Below are 23,051 nucleotides of genomic sequence, written 5' to 3'. Positions count from 1 at the left end.
GAGACCGGCCGCGCCCTGGAGGCTCGGCCGGTGTGCGCGTGGTCTCAGCGAGCCCGTGCGGGGACGCTCCGCGGGCTCAGGCCCACGCCCACGTCGTCGTCACGTGCGCCTCGATCTCCTCCGTGCCAGCGTCGACGGGCATCGCGGCCTCCGCAGCCATGGGCTTGAACGCCCGGCCCACAGGGGTGCCCCGGCCGGGGGTCTCCGTGAGCTCGAGCAGCTCTCCCAGCCCGCGACCCGCCAGTGCCGCGAACTGTTCGGCCCGGTCACGCGCGTCGGCGAACGCCGCCGCACGAGCGTCCCGCGCCGCGGCCTGCGGGTCGCTCACGAGCACCTGGAGGCCGTGGAGCCGAGCACGGTCACCCGCGGCGCTGAGCTCGCACCGGGTGACGTCCGGACGCGCGACGGCGACGCCGCGCCCCGCGGTCGTCACACCGGTGCAGGCCACGTCAGGCGTTCCCGTCGAAGAGGTTGGTGACGGACCCGTCATCGAAGACCTCGCGGATCGCACGTGCGAGCAGCGGCGCGATCGAGAGGACCGTGAGCTGCGGGAAGCGCTTGTCCGCCGCGATCGGCAGGGTGTCGGTGACGACGACCTCCCGCGCGCCCGACTCCGAGAGCCGCTGCGCGGCCGGGTCGGAGAGCACGCCGTGGGTCGCCGCGACGATGACCTCCTTCGCGCCCGCCTCGAGGACGACGCGGACGGCCCCCGCGATCGTGCCACCCGTGTCGATGAGGTCGTCGACGAGGATGCAGCTCTTGCCCTCGACGTCACCGACGACACGGTTGGCGACCGCCTGGTTGGGGCGCGACGTGTCACGCGTCTTGTGGACGAACGCGAGCGGCCCGCCACCGAGCTTCGCAGCCCACTGCTCCGCGACACGGATGCGACCCGCGTCCGGGGAGACGACCGTGACGTTCGAGATGTCGACGCGGGTGCGCACGTAATCGATGAGGATCGGCTGCGCCCACAGGTGGTCGACAGGGCCGTCGAAGTAGCCCTGGATCTGCGACGTGTGAAGGTCGACGCTCATGAGACGGTCGGCGCCGGCCGTCTTGAAGAGGTCCGCCATGAGGCGCGCCGAGATCGGCTCGCGGCCCTTGTGCTTCTTGTCCTGACGCGCGTAGCCGTAGAACGGCACGACGACGGTGATCGTCTTGGCCGAGGCGCGCTTAAGCGCGTCGACCATGATGAGGTGCTCCATGATCCACTGGTTGATCGGAGCGGTGTGCGACTGCAGGACGAAGACGTCCGCGCCACGCACGGACTCCGCGTAGCGCACGTAGATCTCGCCGTTCGCGAAGTCGTACGCCGTCGTGTGCACCATCTCGATGCCGAGGGACGCCGCGACCTCGCGCGCGAGCTCGGGGTGGGCTCGGCCCGAGACGAGGACGAGCCTCTTCTCGTCGGCGTGGGAGATGATCCCGGTCATCGTGCACTGTCTCCTTCGGGTACGGCGTCACCCGGGGCGGACTGCCCCGGGAGCGTGGGGGTGGCGCTCTCCGCGCGCTCGCGCTCGGCGCGCGCCTGCGCGCCGAGGCCCTGCGGCACAGCGGTCGAGGCCGCGCGGGCCGCGGCACGCGCCGAGTCGGTCCCGGGACGGCGACGCTCGACCCAGCCGTCGATCGTCCGCTGCGGCGCGTTCGAGACGGCCAGGGCGCCCGCAGGGACGTCCTCGAGGATGACGGCGCCGGCGCCCGTGTAGGCGCCGTCCCCGATGGAGACGGGGGCGACGAACTTGTTGTTCGCGCCCGTCCGTGCGTGCGAGCCGACGGACGTGCGGTGCTTGCGGACACCGTCGTAGTTGACGAAGATCGAGCCGGCGCCGATGTTCGTGCCCTCGCCGATCGTCGCGTCGCCCACATACGTGAGGTGCGGGACCTTCGAGCCCTCGCCGATCTCGACGTTTTTCGTCTCGACGAACGTGCCGATCTTGCCGTGCGCCCCGAGGTGCGTGCCCGGCCGCAGGTAGGCGAAGGGCCCGACGCTCGCGCCGTCGCCGAGGACCGCGAGCGAACCGTGCGTCCGGACGACCGTGACGCCCTCGCCGACCTCGACGTCCGTGAGCGTCGTGTCCGGTCCGATCGTCGAGCCCGTGCCGATCGTCGTTGCGCCGTGGAGCTGCGTGCCCGGGAGGATCGTCACGTCCTGTGCGAGCTCGACGTCGACGTCGATCCACGTCGTGCCCGGGTCGACGATCGTCACGCCCGCGAGCATGTGGCGCGTGAGGGTGCGGCGGTTGAGCTCGGCGCCGAGCTGCGCGAGCTGAGCCCGGTCGTTAACCCCCTCGACCGTGAGCGCGGACGCCGCCTGGACAGCGCCGACGACGCCGCCGTCGGCGCGCGCGATCGCGAGGACGTCGGTGAGGTACACCTCGCCCTGCGCGTTGTCCTGCCCGAGGCGCCCGAGGGCGCCGCGGAGGACGGCCGCGTCGAAGACGTAGATCGAGGAGTTGATCTCACGGATGCCGAGCTGCTCGTGAGTCGCGTCCCGGTGCTCGACGATGCCCGCGACACGACCGTGCTCGTCACGGACGATGCGGCCGTAGCCGGTCGCGTCCGGCACGACGGCCGTGAGGACCGTCGCTGCGTGCCCGCCTGCGACGTGCTGCGCGTGGAGCTCGGCGAGCGTCTCCGGGTCGATGAGCGGCACGTCGCCCGCGACGACGACGACCGTGCCCTCGAGACCGACCTCGTCGCCCGCGCTCGCCGTGCCCGCACTTGCCGCGACCGCGTGCGCGGCGGCGTCGAGCCGCTCGAGCGCGCACTGCACGGCACGGCCCGTGCCCGGCACGTCGTCCTGGTCGGCGATGACGACCGACGGGACGCACGCGACGGCCTCCGCCGCGACCTCCTCACGGGCGTGACGCACGACGACGACGAGACGCTCGGGGTCGAGCCCCTGCGACGCGGCGAGCACATGACCGAGGACGGTGCGCCCGCCGATCGCGTGGAGCATCTTCGATGTCGCGGATCTCATGCGGGTCCCCTGACCTGCAGCGAGGACGACGACGGCGGCGGGGCGTGCGGTGGTCACATGGACTCCGGTCGCTCGGGGGGCGGGACTGGCCTCAGGAGGCCCGCCGGACAGTCTACCGCCGCACGCGGCGCCGCCGGTCGGGACGCCTGGCTCCGCCCCCGGGACTCGAACCCAGACTGCACGGCTCCAAAGGCCGGCGTGCTGCCATTACACCAGGGCGGACCGGTGCGCCTCGGCGCACCACCCCTGATTCTGCCAGCCCGCGCGGGGTGCCACGGCCCGCGCTCCTGTCGCGGCCCGCACGGGCACGGCATGATGGGGGCGTGTCCGCCGAGAACAAGAGGGTCCCCCGCGCCCGCATGTCAGCCAAGGAACGCCGCGAGCAGCTGCTCGCGGTGAGCCGCGAGCTCTTCGGCGCCAAGGGGTTCGACGGGACGAGCATCGAGGAGATCGCCGCACGCGCGCAGGTCTCCAAGCCCGTCGTCTACGAGCACTTCGGCGGCAAGGAGGGCGTCTACGCGGTCGTCGTCGACCGCGAGGTCGAGGCGCTCACACGCGCGCTCACGCGCGCGCTCGAGGCGGGCGGGCACCCGAAGATCCTCGTCGAGCGGACCGCGATGGCCCTCTTCGACTACATCGAGGCGAACGAGGACGGCTTCCGCGTCCTTGTGCGCGACTCGCCCGTCACGCAGTCGTCGGGCACGTTCTCGAGCCTCATCGGCGACGTCGCAATGCAGGTCGAGCACCTCCTCGGCGCGCAGTTCACCCGCCGTGGCCTCGACCCGCGCTACTCCCCCATCTACGCGCAGATGCTTGTCGGCATGGTCGCCCTCACGGGGCAGCACTGGCTCGACCAGCGCACCGCGTCGAAGGAGGAGGTCGCAGCGCACCTCGTCAACCTTGCCTGGAACGGGCTCGCAGGCATGGAACGCTCGCCCGTGCTGCCGACGAGCACGGCCGCGGCGACCGCGCACGCTGACGGCGGGGCGCCGGACGGTACGGCTGGGGGCGGCGGCACCGGCCTCGCCGACGAGCCTGGGACTTCCGGCGGCGCGTCCGGGACGGCCGGCGGCGCGACCGGGACTGCGGGCGGCGCGTCCGGGACGGCCGGCGGCGCGACCGGGACTGCGGGCGGCGCGGCGAAGGACGCCGAGCGTCAGCAGCGCGACGCCGCGAAGGAGCGCGCCCGCGCCGAGAAGGACGCGGCACGGGAGGCGGCGCGCCTCGCCAAGGAGCACGAGCGCGCCGAGAAGGACGCTGCCCGGGAGCGCGAGAAGGCCGAGAAGGACGCTGCCAAGGAGGCCGCACGTCTCGCGAAGGAGGCGGCCCGTACGCGCGCCACGGCCGACGAGCCCGGCACCGCGACGGCGACCGACTGACGCGCACGCGGTTGCGCCCACGCACCCCCACGAGGTGCCCTCACGCAACGTTCCGCACGACGACGGCGCCCGGCCCTTCCTTGCAGGAGGGACCGGGCGCCGTCGTCGTGCTCAGACCGTCACGGCATGGGCGTGAGCTTCGCGTAGTCCTCGACCGTGCCGTCGCGCAGGCACGTCTCGATGATCTCGCGGCCCAGCGGGTCGAGCTCGTCCGTGAGGTACTGCTGCAGCTCCTCCTTGAAGAACGCGACGAGCGTCTGCGCCCCGGCGTCGTACGCCTCGAGGCCGACCTGCGACTGGTTCTGCGGCTGGAGGAACGTCGGACGCACGAGCTGCCCGTCGAGCTTCACCTCGGTCGGCGTGTAGCCGAACAGGGCGCAGCGGGCCGGCGTGAGGCGGTCCTTGGGGAACTTGCCCCCGCCACGGCGGGCGAGGTACTCACGGGTGAGCCACTCGGCCGCGAAGCCGACCTTGTACGCCCCGATGTGCTGGTTGGGCGTGAGCACGTACCGCGTGCGGTCCGCCGCGACGAGTTGGCGCAGCAGGAGGTTCGCCGCAGCGACCTTCGTCCCCGTCGAGAACGGCCAGTACGAGCCGACGCCCTCGGAGACGAGCCCGCCGTGCTTGAGCTTCTTGACGTCCTGCTTCGACTCCCCGATCGACGGGTTCTTGTCGCCGCGCGGTGCGATGAGGCGCCACAGCCACGCGAGGGACGCGGGCACGACGTGCATCATGCCCATGACGCCGTACGACGGCTTCTCGCGCGTGCACGCCGGCATGCGCACGCCGAACGTCCGCACGTCGACCGCCTGGGGCTCGTTGACGACGTCCTTGATCATGCGGCGCGGGATGACGACGCGCGGGTTGGGGCACCGCTTGCCGTTCGAGTCGAGCGAGTGCTCCCACGGGAGGATCGTCGCGCCGGGCGTGCCCTGGATCGAGAAGAACACGAGCGGCGAGTCAGGCTCGATGCAGGCGCGCTCGAAGTGCGGGTCGTCGCCGTAGTGCTGCATGCCGTCGACGCGGACGAACCAGCCGTCCTCGGCGTCGGCGACGACGAGCTGGCCGTCGACCGTCTGGATGTCCTTGTGGCAGAGCGTCATGTCGTCCGTGACAGGCGCGAGCCGCGAGGCCTCGGAGAGGTTGATGAAGTACGGCTCGTCAGTGACGACGTTCGTGCCGAGGAGGATGCGACCGTCGTCCTGACGGCGGATGTCCTGGCACATCTCCGACTTGCCGCCGCCCGAGGCGCCCTCGTGCATGATGATCGTCTCGTTCTCGTACGGCGTCGTCACGCGCACCGACGAAGCGTGGGCCGTGAGCCAGCCGTCCTGCTCGCCGATGTCGAGCAGCGCCGAGAACACGCCCTTCTTCGCGGACGGCCCCGGGTAGAGGTTGTACGCGTAGATCTCGTGGAGCGTCTCGGTGCGGTCGTGGACGACGACCTGACGGCCCTTGTAGTGCGTGTGCCGGAACGGCGGGGCCGCGTAGAGGATCGAGCGCGGCGCGAACGGCTCGAGCTCGTCGAGCGTCACGAAGCCCTGAAGGTCGACGAGCGCCGTCGCGAAGAACGCGGTGTTCGCGGGGACGATCGCGAGCGACGGCGACCCGTACGTGAGGCCACCGGCCTTGAACGGGACGACGATGAGGTCCTGGGTCGCGAGCCAGTCAAGCGTCTCCTGCTTGACGGGCGCGAAGGGGGCGCCGTACACGTCCTCGTACCGAGGCTTGTCGGTGGGACGGTCGTCGGCGATGCGCATGCAGTCGGGGTCCCGACGGCGCATGTAGTCCTCGGGGTAGTTGACGGCGATGCCGTTGCGGCCTCGGACGATCTCGGCCTCGACGATCGACGTGCCGTCGGGCAGGGGGTAGACGACGTCGAACGTGTCACCGCCGTCCGGACCGAGCGAGAGCTCGAAGAGCTCGGCGCGCGTCCGGGGGACGACGACGGACGGCGCGGCCTCGATCGCGGCCTTGACCGCCGGCGGCAGCGAGACCTTGGCGAGCAGTTCTTCCACGGGTTTCTCCTCACGGGTGCGAGCGCGCGGAAGTCGCCGGGGGGCGACGTCGCGACGCGGCCGGTCGTCGCCCCGGGACGGGTCTTGACCTGCCGTTGACTTCCACGTTAGCCGTGGCCCTACGCCTCAACCGTGGGACCTTGGACCACACCTCGTGTCCACGGTTCGGACGGCCCACGACGACGGCCCGCGGCACCGAGCACCTGCGCGCCGTCACCTCCGGACGGCGCCGTGTGGCGCACCTCATCCCAGCGGTGGGAAAGTGGACCTTCACCCGACCCCACCACGGAGACCACGTGACACGCCTCGAGCTCCGCTCCCTCACGAAGTCCTACGGCTCACGCCGCGTCCTCGACGACGTCTCGTTCACCGTCGACGGCGGTGAGATCCTCGGATTCGTCGGCGCCAACGGCGCCGGCAAGACGACGACGATGCGCATCGTCCTCGGCGTCCTCGCCCCCGACGGCGGCGAAGTGCTCCGCGACGGACGTCCCCTCGACGCCGCGCAACGCCGCAGGATCGGCTACATGCCGGAGGAGCGCGGCCTCTACCCGAAGATGAAGGTCGGCGAGCAGCTCGACTACCTCGCACGCCTCCACGGGCTCGACGCCGCCGCCGCACGCGCCGCGACGCGCGAGTGGACTGAGCGGCTCGGCGTCGCCGAGCGCCTCGGCGACGAGGTGCAGAAGCTCTCGCTCGGCAACCAGCAGCGCGTCCAGCTCGCCGCCGCACTCGTCCACTCCCCCGAGATTCTCGTCCTCGACGAGCCGTTCTCGGGCCTCGACCCCGTCGCCGTCGACGTCATGAGCTCGGTGCTCCGCGAGCGCGCTGCCGCGGGTGTCCCCGTCGTCTTCTCGTCCCACCAGCTCGACCTCGTCGAGCGCCTGTGCGACCGCGTCGGCATCATCCGCGCGGGCAGCATGGTCGCGCTCGACACGGTCGAGGCACTGCGGTCCGGGGGCGCGCCACGATGGCGCGTCGTCGCGCCGCAGGCGCCGGCCGGCTGGGCTGCCGCAGTCCCGGGCGTCCGCGTCGTCTCCGAGGGGCCCGACGCCACCGTCGTCGAGGTCACGCACGACGGCGTCGAGCAGCAGGTCCTCGCGGCCGCCCTCGCGACCGGGCCCGTCCACGAGCTCGCACGCGTGCGCCCGAGCCTCACCGACCTCTTCCGCGACGCCGTCGCGGGCACCCCGCACACCCAGGAGGCCCACGCATGAGCCCCGCCCGGACCGTGCGGCTCGTCGCCGCACGCGAGATCTCGACCCGCGCCCGCTCGAAGGCTTTCGTGTGGACGACCGCCGTCGTTCTCGTCCTCATCGTCGCGGGCTCCGCGCTCGTCGGGTTCCTCGGCGGCAAGGAGCCCGAGCCGCTGCACGTCCTCGTCACCGACGACGTCACCGCAACCGCGCTCGAACGCGCGGCCACCTCCACGGGAACGCTCGTCGAGACCGAGGTCCTCGGCCCCCTGGCCGGGGCCCCGAACCTCAGCGACGACGACGTGCTCGTCGGACTCGCACCGGACGGCACGGTGCACGTCACCGTGAGCACCGAAGTCCCGAGCGACCTCGGCCCCACGCTCACCGTCATGGCGCAGCAGCAGGCCCTCGGCGCCGCGATCACCTCTCTCGGAGGCGACCCCGCAGCGGTCGACGCCGCCGTCCTCAGCGCGCAGCCCGCCGTCACGACGCTCGAGGAACCCACGAAGGGCCCCGACCTCGGAGCGTCGATCCTCGGACAGGTCGTCGGCATCCTCATCTTCGTCGCCATCATGACGACCGGGCAGATGGTCGCGCAGGGCGTCGTCGAGGAGAAGTCGAGCCGCGTCGTGGAGATCCTCCTCGCGACGATCCGGCCCGCCGAGCTCATCGCGGGCAAGGTCCTCGGCATCGGCGCCCTCGGCCTCGCGCAAGTCGCGACGTACGTCGCGGTCGGGGCAGGCTCGGCGAACGCCTTCGGGTTGCTCGACGGCGTCGACGTCGACCTGTGGTCGGCCGCGGGCTCGACCCTCGTGTGGTTCCTGCTCGGTTACGCCATCTACGCGCTGCTCTTCGCCGCGGCGGGCGCGCTCGTCTCCCGCCAGGAGGACGTCGCGTCCGTGACGACGCCGATCCTCATGATGCTCATGATCCCGTACGCCGTCGGCATCTCCGTCGCTCCGTGGGACCCGACGAACACTCTCGTCACCGTCCTGTCGTACGTGCCGTTCTTCACGCCGCTCATCATGCCGATGCGGTCGGCACTCGGCGTCGCGGCGCCGTGGGAGATCGTCCTCATGATCGTCGTGTGCGCCGCGCTCGTCGCGCTCCTCGTGTGGGTCGCGGGCCGCATCTACGGCCGTGCCGTGCTCCTCACGGGAGCGCGCGTGCCGCTGCGCGAGGTGCTGCGGGCTCGCTGAGCGCGCCTTCTCGACGGATCGACGCGGTCCCCCCGTCCGACGGGGGACCGCGTCGATCCGTCGGGCATGTCAGGCACGCTGCGGTGCCCCGGCGGGCCGGGGCTCCCGCAGGTATCTCGACGTCAAGTAATCTGGTGCGATGGACCTCGACGGCACAGCGCACGCAGGCACGGCCGCGACCCCCGACGAGGTCGACCGCATTGTCGCCGCGTGGCGCCGTGAGCGCCCCGACCTCGACGTCGGCCCCCTCGAGGTCCTCTCCCGCGTCACCCGCCTCGCCCGGCACCTCGACCGCGCACGGCGTAGCGCGTTCGCGCGCCACGACCTCGAGACGTGGGAGTTCGACGTCCTCTCCGCCCTACGCCGCGCAGGCGTGCCCTATGAGCTCTCCCCCGGCGCGCTCCTCACCCAGACGCTCGTGACGTCCGGCACCATGACGAACCGCATCGACCGCCTCGAGGACCACGGCCTCGTCTCGCGCCACCCCTCCCCCGGCGACCGACGCGGCGTCATCGTCCGCCTCACGACCGCAGGCCTCACGAAGGTCGACGCCGCGATGGCCGACCTCGTCGCGGAGGAGCACACGATCCTCGGAGCCCTCGGCGCCGACGACCGCGACGAGCTCGCGGGCCTCCTGCGCACGGTGCTCGGGCAGTTCGACGCCTGACGGCGGCCGGGCCCGTGAGCCCGGACCGATAAACTCGCGCGGTGGCCCATCTCCTCGGCGCGGAGAATCTCCGTATCGCCTTCCCGCACAAGATCGTCCTCGACTCCGTGAGCCTCGGCCTCGACGAGGGTGACCGCGTCGGCGTCGTCGGACGCAACGGCGACGGCAAGTCGACGCTCATGCGCCTCCTCGCCGGCCGCTCGACGCCCGACGACGGCCGCGTCACCGTGCGTGGCGGCGTCACCGTCGCGATGCTCGACCAGACCGACACGCTCGACCCCGACCTCACCGTCGGACACGCGATCGTCGGCGACCGTCCCGAGCACGAGTGGGCCGGGGACGCGCGCGTGCGCGACGTCCTCGACGGGCTCGTGCGCGACCTGCCGTGGGACGCGCGCGTCGGCGACCTCTCGGGCGGCCAGCGCCGCCGCGTCGCGCTCGCCGCGCTCCTCACCCAGGACGACGACGTCCTCTTCCTCGACGAGCCCACCAACCACCTCGACGTCGAGGGCGTCGCATGGCTCGCCGCGCACCTGCGCACACGCTGGGCCGCGAACGCCGGCGGGCTCCTCGTCGTCACGCACGACCGCTGGTTCCTCGACGAGGTCTGCACCGCGACGTGGGAGGTGCACGACGGCATCGTCGAGCCCTTCGAGGGCGGCTATGCGGCCTACGTCCTCCAGCGCGTCGAGCGCGACCGGCAGGCGTCCGTCGTCGAGCAGAAGCGCCAGAACCTCATGCGCAAGGAGCTCGCGTGGCTGCGCCGCGGCGCGCCCGCGCGCACGTCGAAGCCGCGCTTCCGCATCGACGCCGCGAACCAGCTCATCGCCGACGTCCCGCCCGTGCGCGACACGGTCGAGCTCGCGCGCGTCGCGACGGCGCGCCTCGGCAAGCAGGTCGTCGACCTCGAGGGTGCAGGCTTCGCGTACGGCGACGTGCCCGTGCTCCACGACGTCACGTGGCGCATCGCGCCCGGCGAGCGCACGGGTCTGCTCGGCGTCAACGGCGCGGGCAAGTCGACCCTCCTCAAGCTCGTCACGGGCGAACTGACGCCCACCGCGGGCAAGGTCAAGCACGGCAAGACCATCAAGGTCGCGACGCTCACCCAGGAACTCGCCGAGCTCGCCGACGTCTGGGAGGACCGCGTCTCCGACGTCGTCGCGTCCTACCGGACCACGTACGTCTCGGGCGGCAAGGAGATGACGCCGGGCCAGCTGCTCGAGCGCCTCGGCTTCACGAACGCCCACCTGTCCACGCAGGTCAAGGACCTCTCGGGTGGTCAGCGGCGGCGGCTGCAGCTGCTGCTCATCCTCCTCGACGAGCCCAACGTCCTCGTCCTCGACGAGCCGACGAACGACATGGACACCGACATGCTCGCCGCGATCGAGGACCTCCTCGACACGTGGCCGGGCTGCCTGCTCGTCGTCTCGCACGACCGGTACCTGCTCGAGCGGGTCACCGACCAGCAATACGCGGTGACCGACGGGACGCTGCGGCACCTGCCCGGGGGCGTCGACGAGTACCTCGCGATCCGCGCAGCGCAGCGCAGGGCCGAGGACGCGGCAGCGCGCGGTGCGGCGAAGGGCGACGGCGGTGCCGCCTCGGCGGCGTCCGACGGGCTCTCCGGCGCGGAGCGTCGCGAGCTCACGAAGGAGGTCGGGGCGATCGAGCGTCGCATGACGAAGCTCGAGAACCAGGTCGCGAAGGTTCACGCGGACATGGCGTCGCACGACCAGTCGGACTTCAGCGGCCTGGCAGGGCTGCAGGCGAAGGTCACGGCGGCCGAGGCCGAGCTCGCCGAGGCGGAGGAGCGCTGGCTCGAGCTCACGGAGCGCCTCGGCTGACGCTGCACCGCTCTCTCTCCCCCCTCCCCGCGCGTCCCTCTCGCCCGCCCTTGTGGTTCACTACACATAATCAAGGACGATATTCGACATGNGGTTTCTCCTTAGGCCGTGTTGCTAAATGGTGATCAGGGGCACGTCGGCGATCCTTGAGATGTGACTCGAGATGTCATCACGGACGAGGTCTGGGAGCTGATCCAGGAGGTGTTCCCGCCGGTGCGGACGCGGGGCCGTCCGCCGGTGGATCGGCGCACGGTGGTCGAGGCGACCGCGTGGCGGTTCCGGACGGGTTCGGCGTGGCGGGACCTGCCCGAGCGGTTCGGGAACTGGAACACGATCTATAAGAACTTCCGCCGATGGGCGGAGGCGGGCGTCTGGGAAGACCTGCTCACCCAGGTGCAGCGGCGCGCGTCGCTTGCGGGAGAGATCGACTGGGTCGTGTCGGTGGACTCCTCGATCGCGCGCGTGCACCAGCACGGCGCGACCCTGCCACGGACCACAGGGGGTCGTGTCGAATTACACACTGTCGGGGCCGGAGCCGTCTGATCACGCGATCGGCCGGTCCCGGGGTGGTTTGACGACGAAGATCCACCTCGTCTGCGACGGGCAGGGCCGGGCTCTGGCGTTCGTGCTCACCGGCGGGCAGATCGCGGACACGAGCATGTTCGCCGACGTGCTCGACGAGATCCACGTCCCCGGACGCGGTCGGCCGCGCAGGCGTCCCGACCGCGTGATCGCGGACAAGGGGTATCCGTCGCGGAAGAACCGCGCCTGGCTGCGCGAGCGCGGCATCAAGACCACGATCCCCGAGCGCGATGACCAGATCGCGAAGCGTCGCAAGAAGCGAGGCAGGCCGATCGACTTCGGCGACGAGCAGCAGGAACGCTACAAGGGTCGCAACGTGATCGAGCGGTGCTTCAGCTTCGTCAAGCAGTGGCGAGGACTCGCGTCCCGCTACGACAAGACCGCCCGCTCATACGCAGCCGGCCCCTGCCTCTCCGCAGCACTCCAATAGATTTAGCAACACGGCCTAGTACCAGCCGCGCTTGTCGGAGTGTGCGAGCGCCCCGCACGGGCCGTCGTAGCGGCCGGCGATGTACCGAAGACCCCAATCGATCTGGACGCTTGGCGTCGTGAGGTAGCGCGTACCGGCCTCGCTCGTGCGCCAGTCGGCCCCGAAGTGCACGCTCATGAGCGCCTGCGGGATCCCCCGGGCCGTCGACGACGGGTTGGCGGCCTTGTAGCTCCAGTTGCTCTCGCGCTCCCACAGCGTCACGAGGCACCGGTACTCGCTCGAGCTCCAGCCGCGTGCGGCGACCTTCCGCTTGGCGATCGCCTTCGCGGACGCGGGTGTCGTGCCGTCGGTGCCGGGCGGCGCGGTCGTCGGCTCGGGCGTCGGCTCGGGCGTCGGCTCGGGCGTCGGCTCGGGCGTCGGCTCAGGCTTCCTGGAGGGCTTCGGCTCAGGCTTCGCGGAGGGCTTCGGGGACGGCGTCGCCGTGGGCGTCGGCTCGGGTGCGACGGTGTCGTCGTCGGGACCGGCATCGTCGTCGGGTGCGGGCGCCGAGGTCACCGGCGACGTCGGCTCGGCCGACGGACCCGCGCTCGGCCGCGCCGAGGGCGTCGGGGACGCGCTCGGCGCGTCGGCCGTGCCGACGCGGACGCGGCCCGCGACAGGCTCACGCAGGACGACGGAAACGACCTCGGAGCGTGACGACTCGACGCCGTCGACCGAGGCGACGAGGTACGTCGTCACGGACCGCCCTGCCGTGCCGGCGGAGACGACACGCGTCGTGCCCGCGGCGAGCGTCGGATCCTCGATCTCCTCGAGCTCGGGCTCGACGTCGACCTCGAGCGTCTCGTGCGTCCACGTGACGTCGACGATCTCGACGCGCATGCCGGAGACAACCGGGGCGTCGAGGTCGTGGGAGACGGCGCGGTCACCGAGGATGACGTCCTGCTCGACGAGAAGCGCCGTGACGTCCTGCGCGCTCGTGACGACGGCCCGTTCGACCCCGTCGACGACGAGCGCGACGGGGAGCGCGTGGGCGCGCTCGGTGCTGCGGGACGCCGGCGTCGGACGCTCCGTGGGGGCTGTCGTCGCGCCGAGCGCGGACGCGCCCGTCCAGGGCGCGCCCGTCCAGGGCGTGCCCGTGGGCGCGAGGGCCGTGAGCGTGAGCGTCGTGGCCGCGGCGACGACGAGGACGACGGCGGAGGAGACCGCGGCGCGCGCGGTCCGGCGGGACGTCACAGGCTCAGTACCAGCCTCGCGCGTGGGAGTGCGAGAGCGCGCCGCACGGCGTGCCGTAACGGTTCTTGATGTAACCGAGACCCCACGTGATCTGCGTGCGGGCGTTCGTGCGCCAGTCGGACGCGACCGAGCCCATCTTCGAGCCCGGGAGGGACTGCGGGATGCCGTACGCGCCCGAGCTCGTGTTGTGCGCCGTGACGCGCCAGTTCGACTCGCGCGTCCACAGCGTGTCGAGGCACGTGAACTCGCTCGAATCCCAGCCTCGCTCGGCGACGAGCGACTTCGCGAGCGCCCGCGCCTGGTTCGGCGAGAGAACCTTCGCGGTCGAGTCCGGGATGGACATCGTCCCGACGCGCACGACCTCGTCGCGCACCTCGGACACGACGACGCTCGTGAGCGCCGTCCGCTCGATCTCCTCGCCGTTCGCGGTGCGCACGAGGTAGGTGGTCGTCGACTCGCCGTCGACCCCGCGGGTCTCGACGATGCGCGTGCCCTTGACGAGGTTCGCGTCGTCGACCTCGGACGAGCCGTGCTCGACCTTCTCCGTCACCGTCGTCGTCGTCTCGGTGACCGCGGCGACCTCGATGCGCATGCCGTCGGTGACGAGCGCGTCGAGGTCCGTGAGGACGACCGAGGCGTCGTCGAGCGTCACGCCCTCCGCATGGAGGGTCGCGCGCACCGTCGGGTGCGTCGTCGTCACGGCCCGCTCGACGCCGTCGACGACGAGCGTCACCGCCGTCGCACGGACGTCGCCGCGGGACGCGACGGAGCGGGACCTCTCCGCGAGGTCGACCTCGGCGGTGTCGGCGGCGACGACCATCGTGTCCGTCGCGTCGTCAGACCCGGCGTAGGCGACGGTGCCGCCGAAGAGGACTGCGAGGACAGCGACCTGCGCGGACAGCCGGAGCGGCGAGCGGCGAGAGCGCTGCTCGCGGCGCGCGCGGCGGGTCTCCACGGTGCTGTCTCCCTGGGGTGGGTCGTCGTCCATGGTCACGGACGCCCCCGATTCAACCCCGCCCGGACCGCCCGTGGCAACACCCGGTGACAGTTCTCACCATGCGCGAGGTCCGTCACCACGGGCCGTAGAGCCGCTCCGCGTTCGCGCTCGTCAGCGCCGCGACCTCGGCCTCCGTGCGGCCGAGCGTCTCCGCGACGAACCGCACCGTGTGCGGCAGGAGGTACGGCGCGTTGGGGCGCCCCCGTGCGGGCACGGGCGTGAGGTAGGGCGCGTCGGTCTCGACGAGCAACCGGCCCGGCGGCGTCACCCGCAGCGCGGCCCGCAGGCCCTCGTTGGCCTTGTACGTCACAGGGCCCGCGAACGAGAGGTACCAGCCCTGCGCCGCGCAGAACGACGCCATCTCGGCGTCGCCCGAGAAGCAGTGGAAGACGACCGCGTCCGGCGCGCCGTCGCGCGCGAGGACGTCGAGGACGTCCGCGTGCGCGTCCCGGTCGTGGATCTGCACGGGCAGGCCCGTCTCGCGCGCGAGCGCGAGGTGTGCCCGGAACGACTCACGCTGCACCTCGCGAGCGCGCTCGCCGCCGCGGAAGAAGTCGAGCCCCGTCTCGCCGACGGTCCGCACGCGCGGGTGCCGCGCGAGCGACGCGATCTCCGCGAGGGCGTCGTCGAGGCTCACGTCGTGCCGCGGGAGCGGCGCGGGCTCGAGCCCGTCGGGCGCGACCTCGCGGATCCCCGCGTGCAGGGGCGCCTCGTTGGGATGGATCGCGACGCCGCCGAGCAGCTCCGGATGCTCCTCGACGAGCCGGACGGTCGTGCGCGCAGCCTCGAGGTCGCAGCCGATCTGCACCATGCGGGTGACGCCGACGGCCACGGCCCGCTCGATCGTCTCGCGGACGGTCGGGTGCGGGTCCTCGGGGCCGAGGACGTCGTGGATCGAGTCGAGGTGCGTGTGGCCGTCGACGGCCGGCACCTCGAGCGGGTCCGGGTCAGGAGCCCAGCCCCGCTCGCGGCGACGTCCCACGTCAGGCCTCGGCCGGATCCTCGAGACGCGGGAAGAGCGCGTCCCCCTTCGTGACGACGGTGCCCGCGGGCAGGACGCCGAACGTCGCGGCGCCCGCGAGGGGCTGCTCCGCGAGCGCACCGAGCGCGGCCTCCGCGCCGAGCTGCGCCCACAGGGACTGCGTCGCCTTCGGCATGACCGGGTGGAGGAGCACCGCAAGCGACCGCAGCGACTCGGCGAGCGTCACGAGAATCGTCGCGAGACGGCCGCCGTCGCCGAGCGCGCTCGCGTCCTTCGCGACCTTCCACGGCTCGGTGTCGGTGACGTAGTGGTTCGCGGCGTCGACGAGCGTCCAGATCGCCGCGAGCGCGTCGTGCGGCGCGATGCGGTCGATCGCGGCCTCCGCGTCGGCCGTCGCGCGCGCAGCGACCGCCGCGAGCGCGAGGTCAATCTCCTGGGCGTCCCCGGCCGCGGGCAGGACGCCACCGAAGTACTTGCCGACCATCGCGGCGACGCGCGAGGCGAGGTTGCCGAGGCCGTTGGCGAGGTCGCCCGCGTAGCGCGCCGACATGTCCTCCCACGAGAACGAGCCGTCCGAGCCGAACGAGATCGCGCGCATGAAGTAGTAGCGGAACGCGTCCGAGCCGAAGTGGTCGATGACCTGCGACGGGGCGATGCCCGTGAGCTTCGACTTGCTCATCTTCTCGCCGCCGACGAGCAGCCAGCCGTGCGCGAAGACGGTGCCCGGCAGGGGCAGGCCCGCGGCCATGAGCATGGCCGGCCAGATGACGGCGTGGAACCGCAGGATGTCCTTGCCGACGAGGTGCACGGCGGCGGGCCAGCGGCGTGCGAACTGCTCCGCGCCCGCACCCTCGATGTCGCCGAGGCCCACGGCCGTCGCGTAGTTGAGCAGCGCGTCGAACCACACGTAGAGGACGTGCGAGGAGTCCCACGGCAGGGGGATGCCCCAGTCGAACGTGTTGCGGGAGATCGAGAGGTCCTTCATGCCGCCCTTGACGAACGCCATGACCTCGTTGCGCGCCGAAGCGGGCTGGACGAACTCGGGGTGGGACTCGTAGAGCTCGACGAGCCGGTCCGCGTAGGCGGAGAGCCGGAAGAAGTAGTTGTCCTCGGAGAGCCAGTCGACGGGGCGGGAGTGGATGGGGCACACTTTGACGCCCTCGTGCTCGCCCGTGCCGTCGACGAGGTCGCCGTCGAGCTTGTACTCCTCGCAGCCGACGCAGTAGTAGCCCTCGTACTTGCCCTGGTAGATGTGGCCCGCGTCGAAGAGCGCCTGGAGGAACCGCTGGACGCGCTCGGTGTGCCGGGGCTGCGTCGTCCGGATGAAGTCGTCGTTCGTCGCGTCGAGCGTCGCGAGGACGGGCTGCCACTCCTCGGTGACGAGGCGGTCCGCCCACTCCTGCGGGGACACGCCGTGCGACGCCGCGGTGTTCATGACCTTCTGGCCGTGCTCGTCCGTGCCGGTGAGGAGCCACGTGTCGTCGCCGCGCTGGCGGTGCCAGCGCGCGAGGACGTCCGCCGCGACCGTCGTGTACGCGTGCCCGATGTGGGGGGCGTCGTTGACGTAGTAGATCGGCGTCGTGATGTAGAAGGACGAGTTCTGGGCCATGGGGACAATCCTAGGGCGGCGCGGGGGCGACCCGCGCCGCGGGGCGGCGCGTCCGTCTCAGGACCTGCCGAGGGTGAGGCGCCACACGTGGTCGTCGCCGTCGCGCGGCTCGCCGCGCCCGTCGGTCGCGCTCGAAGAGACGAGGAGGCTCCCGCCCGGCTCGGCGACGACGCCGCGCAGCCTGCCGACGCCGTCGAGGACGACGCTCGGCGTCGCCGTGCCGCGCGCGAGCTCGACAAGGTCGACCCGCCACAGACGTTCGCCGCGCAGCGCGGCGACGTAGACACCTTCGTCGGTGACGGCAAGACCCGACGGCGAGGCCTCGTCGGTCGTCCACGTGACGAGCGGGTCCTCGAAGCCGTCGGACTCGCCCCCGCGGCCCTCGACGAGGGGCCAGCCGTAGTTGCGGCCGGGAAGGATCTGGTTGAGCTCGTCGAACGTGTCCTGCCCGAGCTCTGAGGCGAACATGCGGCCTGCGGCGTCCCAGCCGATCCCCTGGACGTTGCGGTGACCGAGGCTCCACACCGGCGATCCGGGCACGGGGTTGCCCGGCGCGGGCTCGCCCTCGGGCGTGAGCCGCAGGATCTTGCCGCCGAGGGAGTCCGGGTCCTGCGCGGCGTCAGGCTGGGTCGCGTCGCCGGTCGCGACGTAGAGCATGCCGTCGGGCCCGAAGGCTACGGCCCCGCCGTCGTGGAACGGCGCCGACGCGATGCCGTCGAGCAGCGTCGTCAGCTCCCCGAGCGTCGTGTCGGTGAGCGTCCCGCGGAGGACGGCGTTGCCGTCCGCGCCCGTGCGCTGGACGACGACGTCCGACGTGCCGGGCACGGTCGCGACCCCGAGGAGGCCGGACTCGGACGCGTGGACGGTGTCCCGGGCAAGCTCGTCGGCGCCCGGGCCCGTCACGGGCGTCGCCGTGCCGTCGGCCGCGACACGCACGAGCGCGCCCGTGTCCCGCAGCGTGACGAGCAGGTCACCGCCCGGCAGGAGGGCAAGGCCCCAGGGCGCGTCGAGGTCGCGGGCGACGACGGTCCGGTCCGTCACGGTCACGGTCACCGGCTCGGGAGGCGCCGTCGGCGTCGGCTCGGGCGTCGGCGTCGAGGTTGTCGCGCCCGCCGACGGCGTCGGGGTCACGGGCGTCGGCCCGGGCCCGGGCCGACGGTCGAGCGCCAGTCCCACGACGACGACCGCGGCCGCCGTGAGCAGCGCGAGGACGACGACGAGGACGCGCGTGCGTCGCGCGAGCCGCACCCGCGCGGTCACAGCTCCGCCCGGCGGCTCACGCCTCGCCCACCCAGCCAAGGTTGCGGGCGACCTGCTGGAGAGTGAGGACCGTGACCTCGTGGTCGCGCGCCGCGACGCCCCGCGTCATCGACGTCCGCACCTCGCCGAGCCCCGCCTGGAGCTCCGCGTACGCCTCCTCGCCCGCGACCGTCACGGCGAGCCCGCCGACGTCCGCGGGTGCACCTTCGAGGTAGGCGGGGCCGGCGACCCAGCCCCGCGCCCGGAGGTCCTCGAGCTGCGGCACCGTCGTCGCGGCGCCCGACGCGCCGAGGAGCGCGTTGACCTGCGCAGGGCTGCTCGCCCCGTCACGCACGACCGCGAGCACCTGCCAGTGACGACGCGTGAGCCCCGCGTCGTCGTAGACGCGCGCGAGCGCGTCGGCTGCGAGCCCGTCGACGAGCTCGAGCCAGTAGCTGAGGCTGCGTGCACCCCCCGGACCTGCGAACGCACCTGTCGACGCCATGCTGCCCCTCCCCCGGTCGGTTGTCGTCCATCCTCGCGCAGGTCGGTGCTCCGCGCGAGGGTGGGTCGTCAGTCGGAGCGCGGCGTCGCCGTCGGGTCGTAGTCGAGGACGGTCATCGACGAGGTCGTCTGCGCGAAGAGGAAGCCACCGTCCTCAAGCATGTCGATGCGCGGCCCGAGGTTGTTGTTGAGCCTCAGGTCCGGCAGTTTCTCGACGGTCTCGCCGGTCGTCACGTCGAACACCCAGGCAGTCTCGGACGAGCGCAGCAGGAGGTGCTGCTCCGAGAGCTTGCCGAGCACGTCTCGGTAGTCGTCCTCGAGCGCGGTGGCTGTTCCGTCGGACGTCACCGACCAGAGCTTCGTGTCGCGACCAGCGGTCACGGGGTTCCCCGTCGTGTAGATCGTCCCGTCGATGCACGCCGCACCGTTGAGACCGAGGACGATCGGCTCCGAGAGTTCTGTCACCTCGAACGTGTCACGGTCGAGGAGGAAGGCCTCGCCCACGAGCTTGCCCTTCGTCACGGGCCGCCAGCCGATCATCGGGCAGCCCTCGCCCGGGTCGACGGGCCCGTCGACGCGCAGGTTGACGTTCTTCACGCTGCCCAGCCGCTCGAGCTTCTCGTCGAGCAGGTCCCAGCTCTCGCGGTCCTTGCCGAGGGTCGTCGCGCGCGTCGGCGAGTGGAGCGTGCGCGGTGCGAGCGTGTCGAGCGGCGTCTCCGACGTACGGTCCGCCTCGTAGAAGCGGCCGTCGCGCGACCACGTCCCGTTCCACAGGACGACGTCGAGGCCCTCGGCACTGCCCTTCCACGAGCCGAGCACCTGGCCGCTGGCATCGAGCGCCTGCCAGCCGTCGGCCGTCGTCGCAGCGAGCTGGACCGGCTGGGCGCGCATGCCGGGACGCTGGCGGTCGGCGATGGCGTCGACGCGCTCCACGCCCTCGACCGTGCCGGTGACCTCGTACGACGATCGGTCGAAGGCGCGCACCACGCGCGCCTCGCGGTCGAAGCACACGAGGCTCGTCGGTCCGGCCGCGCACTCGTCGCTCCGCAGACCCTCCGCAAGCCGGTGCTCGGCGACGACCGCGCCCGTCGCGGCGTCGAGCTCGACGAAGGTCGACGGGCCGTCGTCGTCAGCCACCCGCACGAGCCACGGGTCTCCCGTGACGTCGAGGATCTGCGAGATCGACCCTTCCTCGGGGCGGTAGCTCCAGCGGGTCGTGACGATCCCCGCCTCCGGACCGCTCGCGGCGTCGCTGGGTGCGTCCGTCGACGGGTCCGCGCCGGGCGCGGACGTCGCCGCGGGCGGCGTCGTGACGCCGTCGTCCGCGGCCCCGCCGCCCGAGCACGCAGCAAGTGTGAGGGCGACGACGGCGGTGCTGGCCGCGAGCGCGTACGGACGACGGAGACGAGTCGGTGTGTCGATCAAGGTTCCCTCCTAGTGCCGGCAGCCCCCTGCCGCCGACCTCTCCGACCCTAGGGTCGCGCGGTGCGGCTCGCACGTCAGACGCACACCTGCCCGGCTCAGCGGCCCCGGGCCGCAAGCGCGGCCTCGTAGAGGTCGCGTTTGGCGACGCCCGCGCGGACCGCGACCTGCGCGACCGCGTCCTTGAGCCGGACGCCGCCGTCGGCGAGCGCGAGGACATCGGGGACGAGGTCGGCGGGCTCGGCGGCGGCGGGCGCCTCGGCGCCGGCGACGACGACGCAGATTTCGCCGCGCAGCTGCTCCGCGGCAGTCTTCTCCGCGAGGTCGCCGAGCGTGCCGCGCAGGACCTCCTCGTACGTCTTCGTGAGCTCGCGGCACACGGCCGCGGGCCGGTCCGTGCCAAACGCGGACGCCATCGACGCGAGCGTCGAGGCGATGCGGTGGGGCGACTCGAAGAAGACCATGGTGCGGCGTTCGTTGGCGAGCGCACCGAACGTGCGCGCTCGGTCGCCGTCCTTGCGGGGCGGGAACCCTTCGAAGCAGAAGCGGTCGGTCGGCAGGCCCGAGAGCGCGAGCGCCGTGAGCACGGCGCTCGGCCCTGGTGCCGCGGTGACGCGCAGGCCGCGCTCGACCGCGCGTTGGACGACGCGGAAGCCCGGGTCGGAGACGGTCGGCATGCCGGCGTCCGAGACGACGAGCACGGTTCCGCCGCCCTCGACGACGTCGCAGAGCTCGTCGGCGCGGTCGGACTCGTTGTGCTCGTGGTGCGAGACGAGCCGCCCCGGCACCCGGAGGTCGAGGCGTGCCGCGAGCGCGAGGAGGCGCCGCGTGTCCTCGGCCGCGACGACGTCGGCCTCGACGAGGAGCCGCCGCAGGCGCGGCGAGGCGTCCTCGACGTCGCCGATGGGGGTGGCCGCGAGGATGAGCGCTCCAGTCATGCCCACAAGACTGCCACGCCGTCCACCCTCCGACGGCGCCGCCCCTCCCCTACGATGGCTCCCGTGACGACCGCCCCGACGCCCGACGACACCGACGCCGCCGAGCACCCCGACGACGGCGCGCCCGTGCCGACGTCCGTCGCCACTGAGGCGGACGTCGCCCCCGGTTTCGATCCCGTCGACGTGAGCGTCCCCGACGTCGACGCCACGCCGCCCGCGGAGTCGACCGAGCAGCGGCTGCTGCGCGACCTGCTCGGCGAGCGGGCGCTGCGCCTCGGCCTCACCGCGCAGGACCGCCTGTGGGGGTGGCTCGGGCCGCTCCTCGTCACCGTCCTCGCCGCGGCCCTGCGGCTGTGGGACCTCGGCCGTCCGCACACGCTCGTCTTCGACGAGACGTACTACGTCAAGCAGGGCTACACGCTGCTCCAGGTCGGGTACGACGCCGCGTGGCCCGACGAGCCCAACGCGTCGTTCGAGGCCGGCAACCGCGACATCTTCCTCGACAGCGCCGACTACGTCGTCCACCCGCCCGTCGGCAAGTGGATGATCGCCCTGGGCCTGCGGCTCGGCGGACCGGACAACACGTGGGCGTGGCGACTCGCGACCGCGGTCGTCGGGATCCTCGCCGTGTGGATCGTCGCGCGCGTCGGGCGCCGCCTCTTCTCCTCGACCCTCGCGGGCGTCGTCGCGGCCGGGATCTTCGCGATCGACGGCGTGGGGATCGTCCACGCGCGCACGGGTCTGCTCGACAGCTTCGTGATGTTCTGGGCGCTCGTCGGCTTCGCGTTCGTCGTCCTCGACCGGTTCGACTCACGCCGCAGGCTTGCGCGGCGGGCCGCGGAGCTCATCGACGCGGGCAAGGACCTCGGCCGGTGGGGCCCCGCCCTCGGCATCCGCTGGTACCGGCTCGCGGCGGCGGTCGCGCTCGGCCTGAGCATCGGCACAAAGTGGTCGGGCGCGTACTTCCTCGCGGTCCTCTGCGTCATCGTCGTCCTCTGGGACGCGTCGGCGCGCCGCACCGTCGGTGTCACGGGCTGGGCCAACGGCACGCTGTGGAAGGACGCCGTGCCGGCGGCCGTCACGATGGTGCCGCTCGCGGGCCTCACCTACCTTGCGTCGTGGACCGGCTGGTTCCTCAACCAGGGCTCGTACAAGCGCACGTGGGCCGCCGACCACCCGGGCGAGGGCATCCAGTGGCTGCCCGACTCACTGCGGTCCTTCGTCGAGTACCACGTGCAGATGTGGGACTTCCACACCGGGCTCACGACCCCGCACACGTACCAGTCGAACCCGTGGGGCTGGCTCCTCCAACTGCGTCCGACGTCCTTCTACTACCGGTCCGTCGATCGTGGCGGTGAGCTGCCCGACGGTCTTGGCACGTGCGCGTACGAGAAGTGCTCGGTCGCGATCACGTCGCTCGGCAACCCGCTCGTGTGGTGGCTCGGCACCGCTGCCCTCGTCCTCGCGGTCGTGAGGGTCGTGTGGCGCAAGGACTGGCGGGGTGTCGCGGTGCTCTCGGGTGTCGTCGCGGGCTGGATGCCGTGGCTCCTCTACTCCCACCGGACGATCTTCACGTTCTACACGATCGCGTTCGCACCGTGGGTGTACCTCGCGCTCGGCTACGCGGTCGTGCTCGCGCTCGAGCACACCGAGGGGGACCGCCGACGACGACGCGTCGTGCGGAACGTCCTCCTCGGCGTCGGCGCAGCGATCGTGCTGGTGAGCGTGTTCTTCTACCCCATCTGGACCGCGAAGGTCGTGCCCTTCGAGTTCTGGCAGTGGCACATGTGGCTGAAGTCCTGGATCTGACACGCCGGGAGGCTCCGCACGCC

18 protein-coding genes, 1 tRNA gene and 1 pseudogene are annotated in these 23,051 nt (G+C 72.4%); 7 read left to right on the top strand and 13 right to left on the bottom strand.

The window, feature by feature from the left end:
* Nucleotides 1-76: 76 nt before the first annotated feature.
* From C1729_RS12520 to C1729_RS12505, 4 genes are all read right to left on the bottom strand, one after another.
* Complete coding sequence (locus C1729_RS12520; RefSeq protein WP_207204616.1) at nt 77-448, bottom strand: SIMPL domain-containing protein; 372 nt, start codon at nt 446-448, stop codon at nt 77-79.
* A gap of 1 nt (nt 449) precedes the next feature.
* Nucleotides 450-1,433: a ribose-phosphate diphosphokinase gene (locus C1729_RS12515; protein WP_102510240.1), complete on the bottom strand. Its 984-nt coding sequence runs from the start codon at nt 1,431-1,433 to the stop codon at nt 450-452.
* A complete protein-coding gene (gene glmU, locus C1729_RS12510; RefSeq protein WP_102510239.1) occupies nt 1,430-3,037 on the bottom strand; it encodes a bifunctional UDP-N-acetylglucosamine diphosphorylase/glucosamine-1-phosphate N-acetyltransferase GlmU in 1,608 nt (535 codons plus the stop codon). The genes C1729_RS12515 and glmU overlap by 4 nt, the downstream gene beginning before the upstream one ends.
* Nucleotides 3,038-3,127: 90 nt before the next feature.
* Nucleotides 3,128-3,202 (bottom strand) — tRNA-Gln (locus C1729_RS12505).
* Between the two features lie 137 nt (nt 3,203-3,339).
* Here C1729_RS12505 and C1729_RS12500 point away from each other — a divergent pair.
* A pseudogene (locus C1729_RS12500) lies at nt 3,340-3,924 on the top strand (TetR/AcrR family transcriptional regulator); the annotation flags it as partial.
* Between the two features lie 554 nt (nt 3,925-4,478).
* Here the strand turns inward: C1729_RS12500 and C1729_RS12495 are convergent.
* Nucleotides 4,479-6,377 (bottom strand): DUF4914 family protein, encoded by a 1,899-nt coding sequence (locus tag C1729_RS12495; protein ID WP_102510238.1) that lies wholly within the window; start codon nt 6,375-6,377, stop codon nt 4,479-4,481.
* A gap of 296 nt (nt 6,378-6,673) precedes the next feature.
* Between C1729_RS12495 and C1729_RS12490 the strand changes: the two genes are divergently transcribed.
* The 5 genes from C1729_RS12490 (at nt 6,674) to C1729_RS12470 (ending at nt 12,295) form a co-directional block, all read left to right on the top strand.
* Nucleotides 6,674-7,594: an ABC transporter ATP-binding protein gene (locus C1729_RS12490; protein ID WP_102510237.1), complete on the top strand. Its 921-nt coding sequence runs from the start codon at nt 6,674-6,676 to the stop codon at nt 7,592-7,594.
* Complete coding sequence (locus C1729_RS12485; RefSeq protein ID WP_102510236.1) at nt 7,591-8,772, top strand: ABC transporter permease; 1,182 nt, start codon at nt 7,591-7,593, stop codon at nt 8,770-8,772. Before C1729_RS12490 ends, C1729_RS12485 begins: the two co-directional genes overlap by 4 nt.
* Nucleotides 8,773-8,911: 139 nt before the next feature.
* Nucleotides 8,912-9,439 (top strand): MarR family winged helix-turn-helix transcriptional regulator, encoded by a 528-nt coding sequence (locus C1729_RS12480; protein ID WP_102510235.1) that lies wholly within the window; start codon nt 8,912-8,914, stop codon nt 9,437-9,439.
* Between the two features lie 41 nt (nt 9,440-9,480).
* Nucleotides 9,481-11,283, top strand: coding sequence for an ABC-F family ATP-binding cassette domain-containing protein (locus C1729_RS12475; RefSeq protein WP_102510234.1), 1,803 nt, complete (start codon nt 9,481-9,483; stop codon nt 11,281-11,283).
* A gap of 153 nt (nt 11,284-11,436) precedes the next feature.
* A protein-coding gene (locus C1729_RS12470) for an IS5 family transposase (RefSeq protein ID WP_422917651.1) occupies nt 11,437-12,295 on the top strand; the annotation gives its coding sequence in 2 pieces (ribosomal slippage) (nt 11,437-11,790 and nt 11,792-12,295; 858 coding nt in all).
* 15 nt (nt 12,296-12,310) lie between these two features.
* Here C1729_RS12470 and C1729_RS12465 read toward each other — a convergent pair.
* The 8 genes from C1729_RS12465 to rsmI all read right to left on the bottom strand — a co-directional run bounded on the left by C1729_RS12465 (nt 12,311) and on the right by rsmI (nt 21,219).
* Nucleotides 12,311-13,528, bottom strand: coding sequence for an aggregation-promoting factor C-terminal-like domain-containing protein (locus C1729_RS12465; protein WP_102510233.1), 1,218 nt, complete (start codon nt 13,526-13,528; stop codon nt 12,311-12,313).
* A 4-nt stretch (nt 13,529-13,532) separates the two neighbouring features.
* Entirely contained in the window at nt 13,533-14,483 is a 951-nt protein-coding gene (locus C1729_RS12460; protein ID WP_165375503.1) for an aggregation-promoting factor C-terminal-like domain-containing protein, read from the bottom strand.
* A 115-nt stretch (nt 14,484-14,598) separates the two neighbouring features.
* Complete coding sequence (locus C1729_RS12455) at nt 14,599-15,507, bottom strand: TatD family hydrolase (protein ID WP_102510231.1); 909 nt, start codon at nt 15,505-15,507, stop codon at nt 14,599-14,601.
* Nucleotide 15,508: 1 nt separating this feature from the next.
* On the bottom strand, nt 15,509-17,116 hold the full coding sequence (gene metG / locus C1729_RS12450) for a methionine--tRNA ligase (protein ID WP_102510230.1): 1,608 nt from the start codon (nt 17,114-17,116) through the stop codon (nt 15,509-15,511).
* Nucleotides 17,117-17,173: 57 nt separating this feature from the next.
* Nucleotides 17,174-18,376, bottom strand: a complete 1,203-nt coding sequence (locus C1729_RS12445; RefSeq protein ID WP_242493828.1) for a PQQ-dependent sugar dehydrogenase — start codon at nt 18,374-18,376, stop codon at nt 17,174-17,176.
* A gap of 16 nt (nt 18,377-18,392) precedes the next feature.
* Entirely contained in the window at nt 18,393-18,860 is a 468-nt protein-coding gene (locus C1729_RS12440) for a hypothetical protein (RefSeq protein WP_102510229.1), read from the bottom strand.
* A 68-nt stretch (nt 18,861-18,928) separates the two neighbouring features.
* Nucleotides 18,929-20,284: a hypothetical protein gene (locus C1729_RS12435; RefSeq protein WP_102510228.1), complete on the bottom strand. Its 1,356-nt coding sequence runs from the start codon at nt 20,282-20,284 to the stop codon at nt 18,929-18,931.
* Between the two features lie 95 nt (nt 20,285-20,379).
* Complete coding sequence (gene rsmI, locus C1729_RS12430; protein WP_102510227.1) at nt 20,380-21,219, bottom strand: 16S rRNA (cytidine(1402)-2'-O)-methyltransferase; 840 nt, start codon at nt 21,217-21,219, stop codon at nt 20,380-20,382.
* A 54-nt stretch (nt 21,220-21,273) separates the two neighbouring features.
* On the opposite strand from rsmI, the gene C1729_RS12425 reads away from it, so the two are divergent.
* Nucleotides 21,274-23,028: a dolichyl-phosphate-mannose--protein mannosyltransferase gene (locus C1729_RS12425; protein ID WP_102510226.1), complete on the top strand. Its 1,755-nt coding sequence runs from the start codon at nt 21,274-21,276 to the stop codon at nt 23,026-23,028.
* Nucleotides 23,029-23,051: the final 23 nt, after the last annotated feature.

The organism is Sanguibacter massiliensis (assembly GCF_900240335.1).
Taxonomy (GTDB): domain Bacteria; phylum Actinomycetota; class Actinomycetes; order Actinomycetales; family Cellulomonadaceae; genus Flavimobilis; species Flavimobilis massiliensis.
Note: the sequence above shows the minus strand (reverse complement) of the source record. Positions and strands in the feature narration are given on the sequence as shown.

What these genes read in the sequence shown, in the direction of transcription:
- C1729_RS12515 (WP_102510240.1), bottom strand. Translation starts at nt 1,433, where the DNA reads ATGACCGGGATCATCTCCCACGCCGACGAGAAGAGGCTCGTCCTCGTC.
- C1729_RS12485 (WP_102510236.1), top strand. Translation starts at nt 7,591, where the DNA reads ATGAGCCCCGCCCGGACCGTGCGGCTCGTCGCCGCACGCGAGATCTCG.
- C1729_RS12480 (WP_102510235.1), top strand. Translation starts at nt 8,912, where the DNA reads ATGGACCTCGACGGCACAGCGCACGCAGGCACGGCCGCGACCCCCGAC.
- metG (WP_102510230.1), bottom strand. Translation starts at nt 17,116, where the DNA reads ATGGCCCAGAACTCGTCCTTCTACATCACGACGCCGATCTACTACGTC.
- C1729_RS12440 (WP_102510229.1), bottom strand. Translation starts at nt 18,860, where the DNA reads ATGGCGTCGACAGGTGCGTTCGCAGGTCCGGGGGGTGCACGCAGCCTC.
- rsmI (WP_102510227.1), bottom strand. Translation starts at nt 21,219, where the DNA reads ATGACTGGAGCGCTCATCCTCGCGGCCACCCCCATCGGCGACGTCGAG.
- C1729_RS12425 (WP_102510226.1), top strand. Translation starts at nt 21,274, where the DNA reads ATGGCTCCCGTGACGACCGCCCCGACGCCCGACGACACCGACGCCGCC.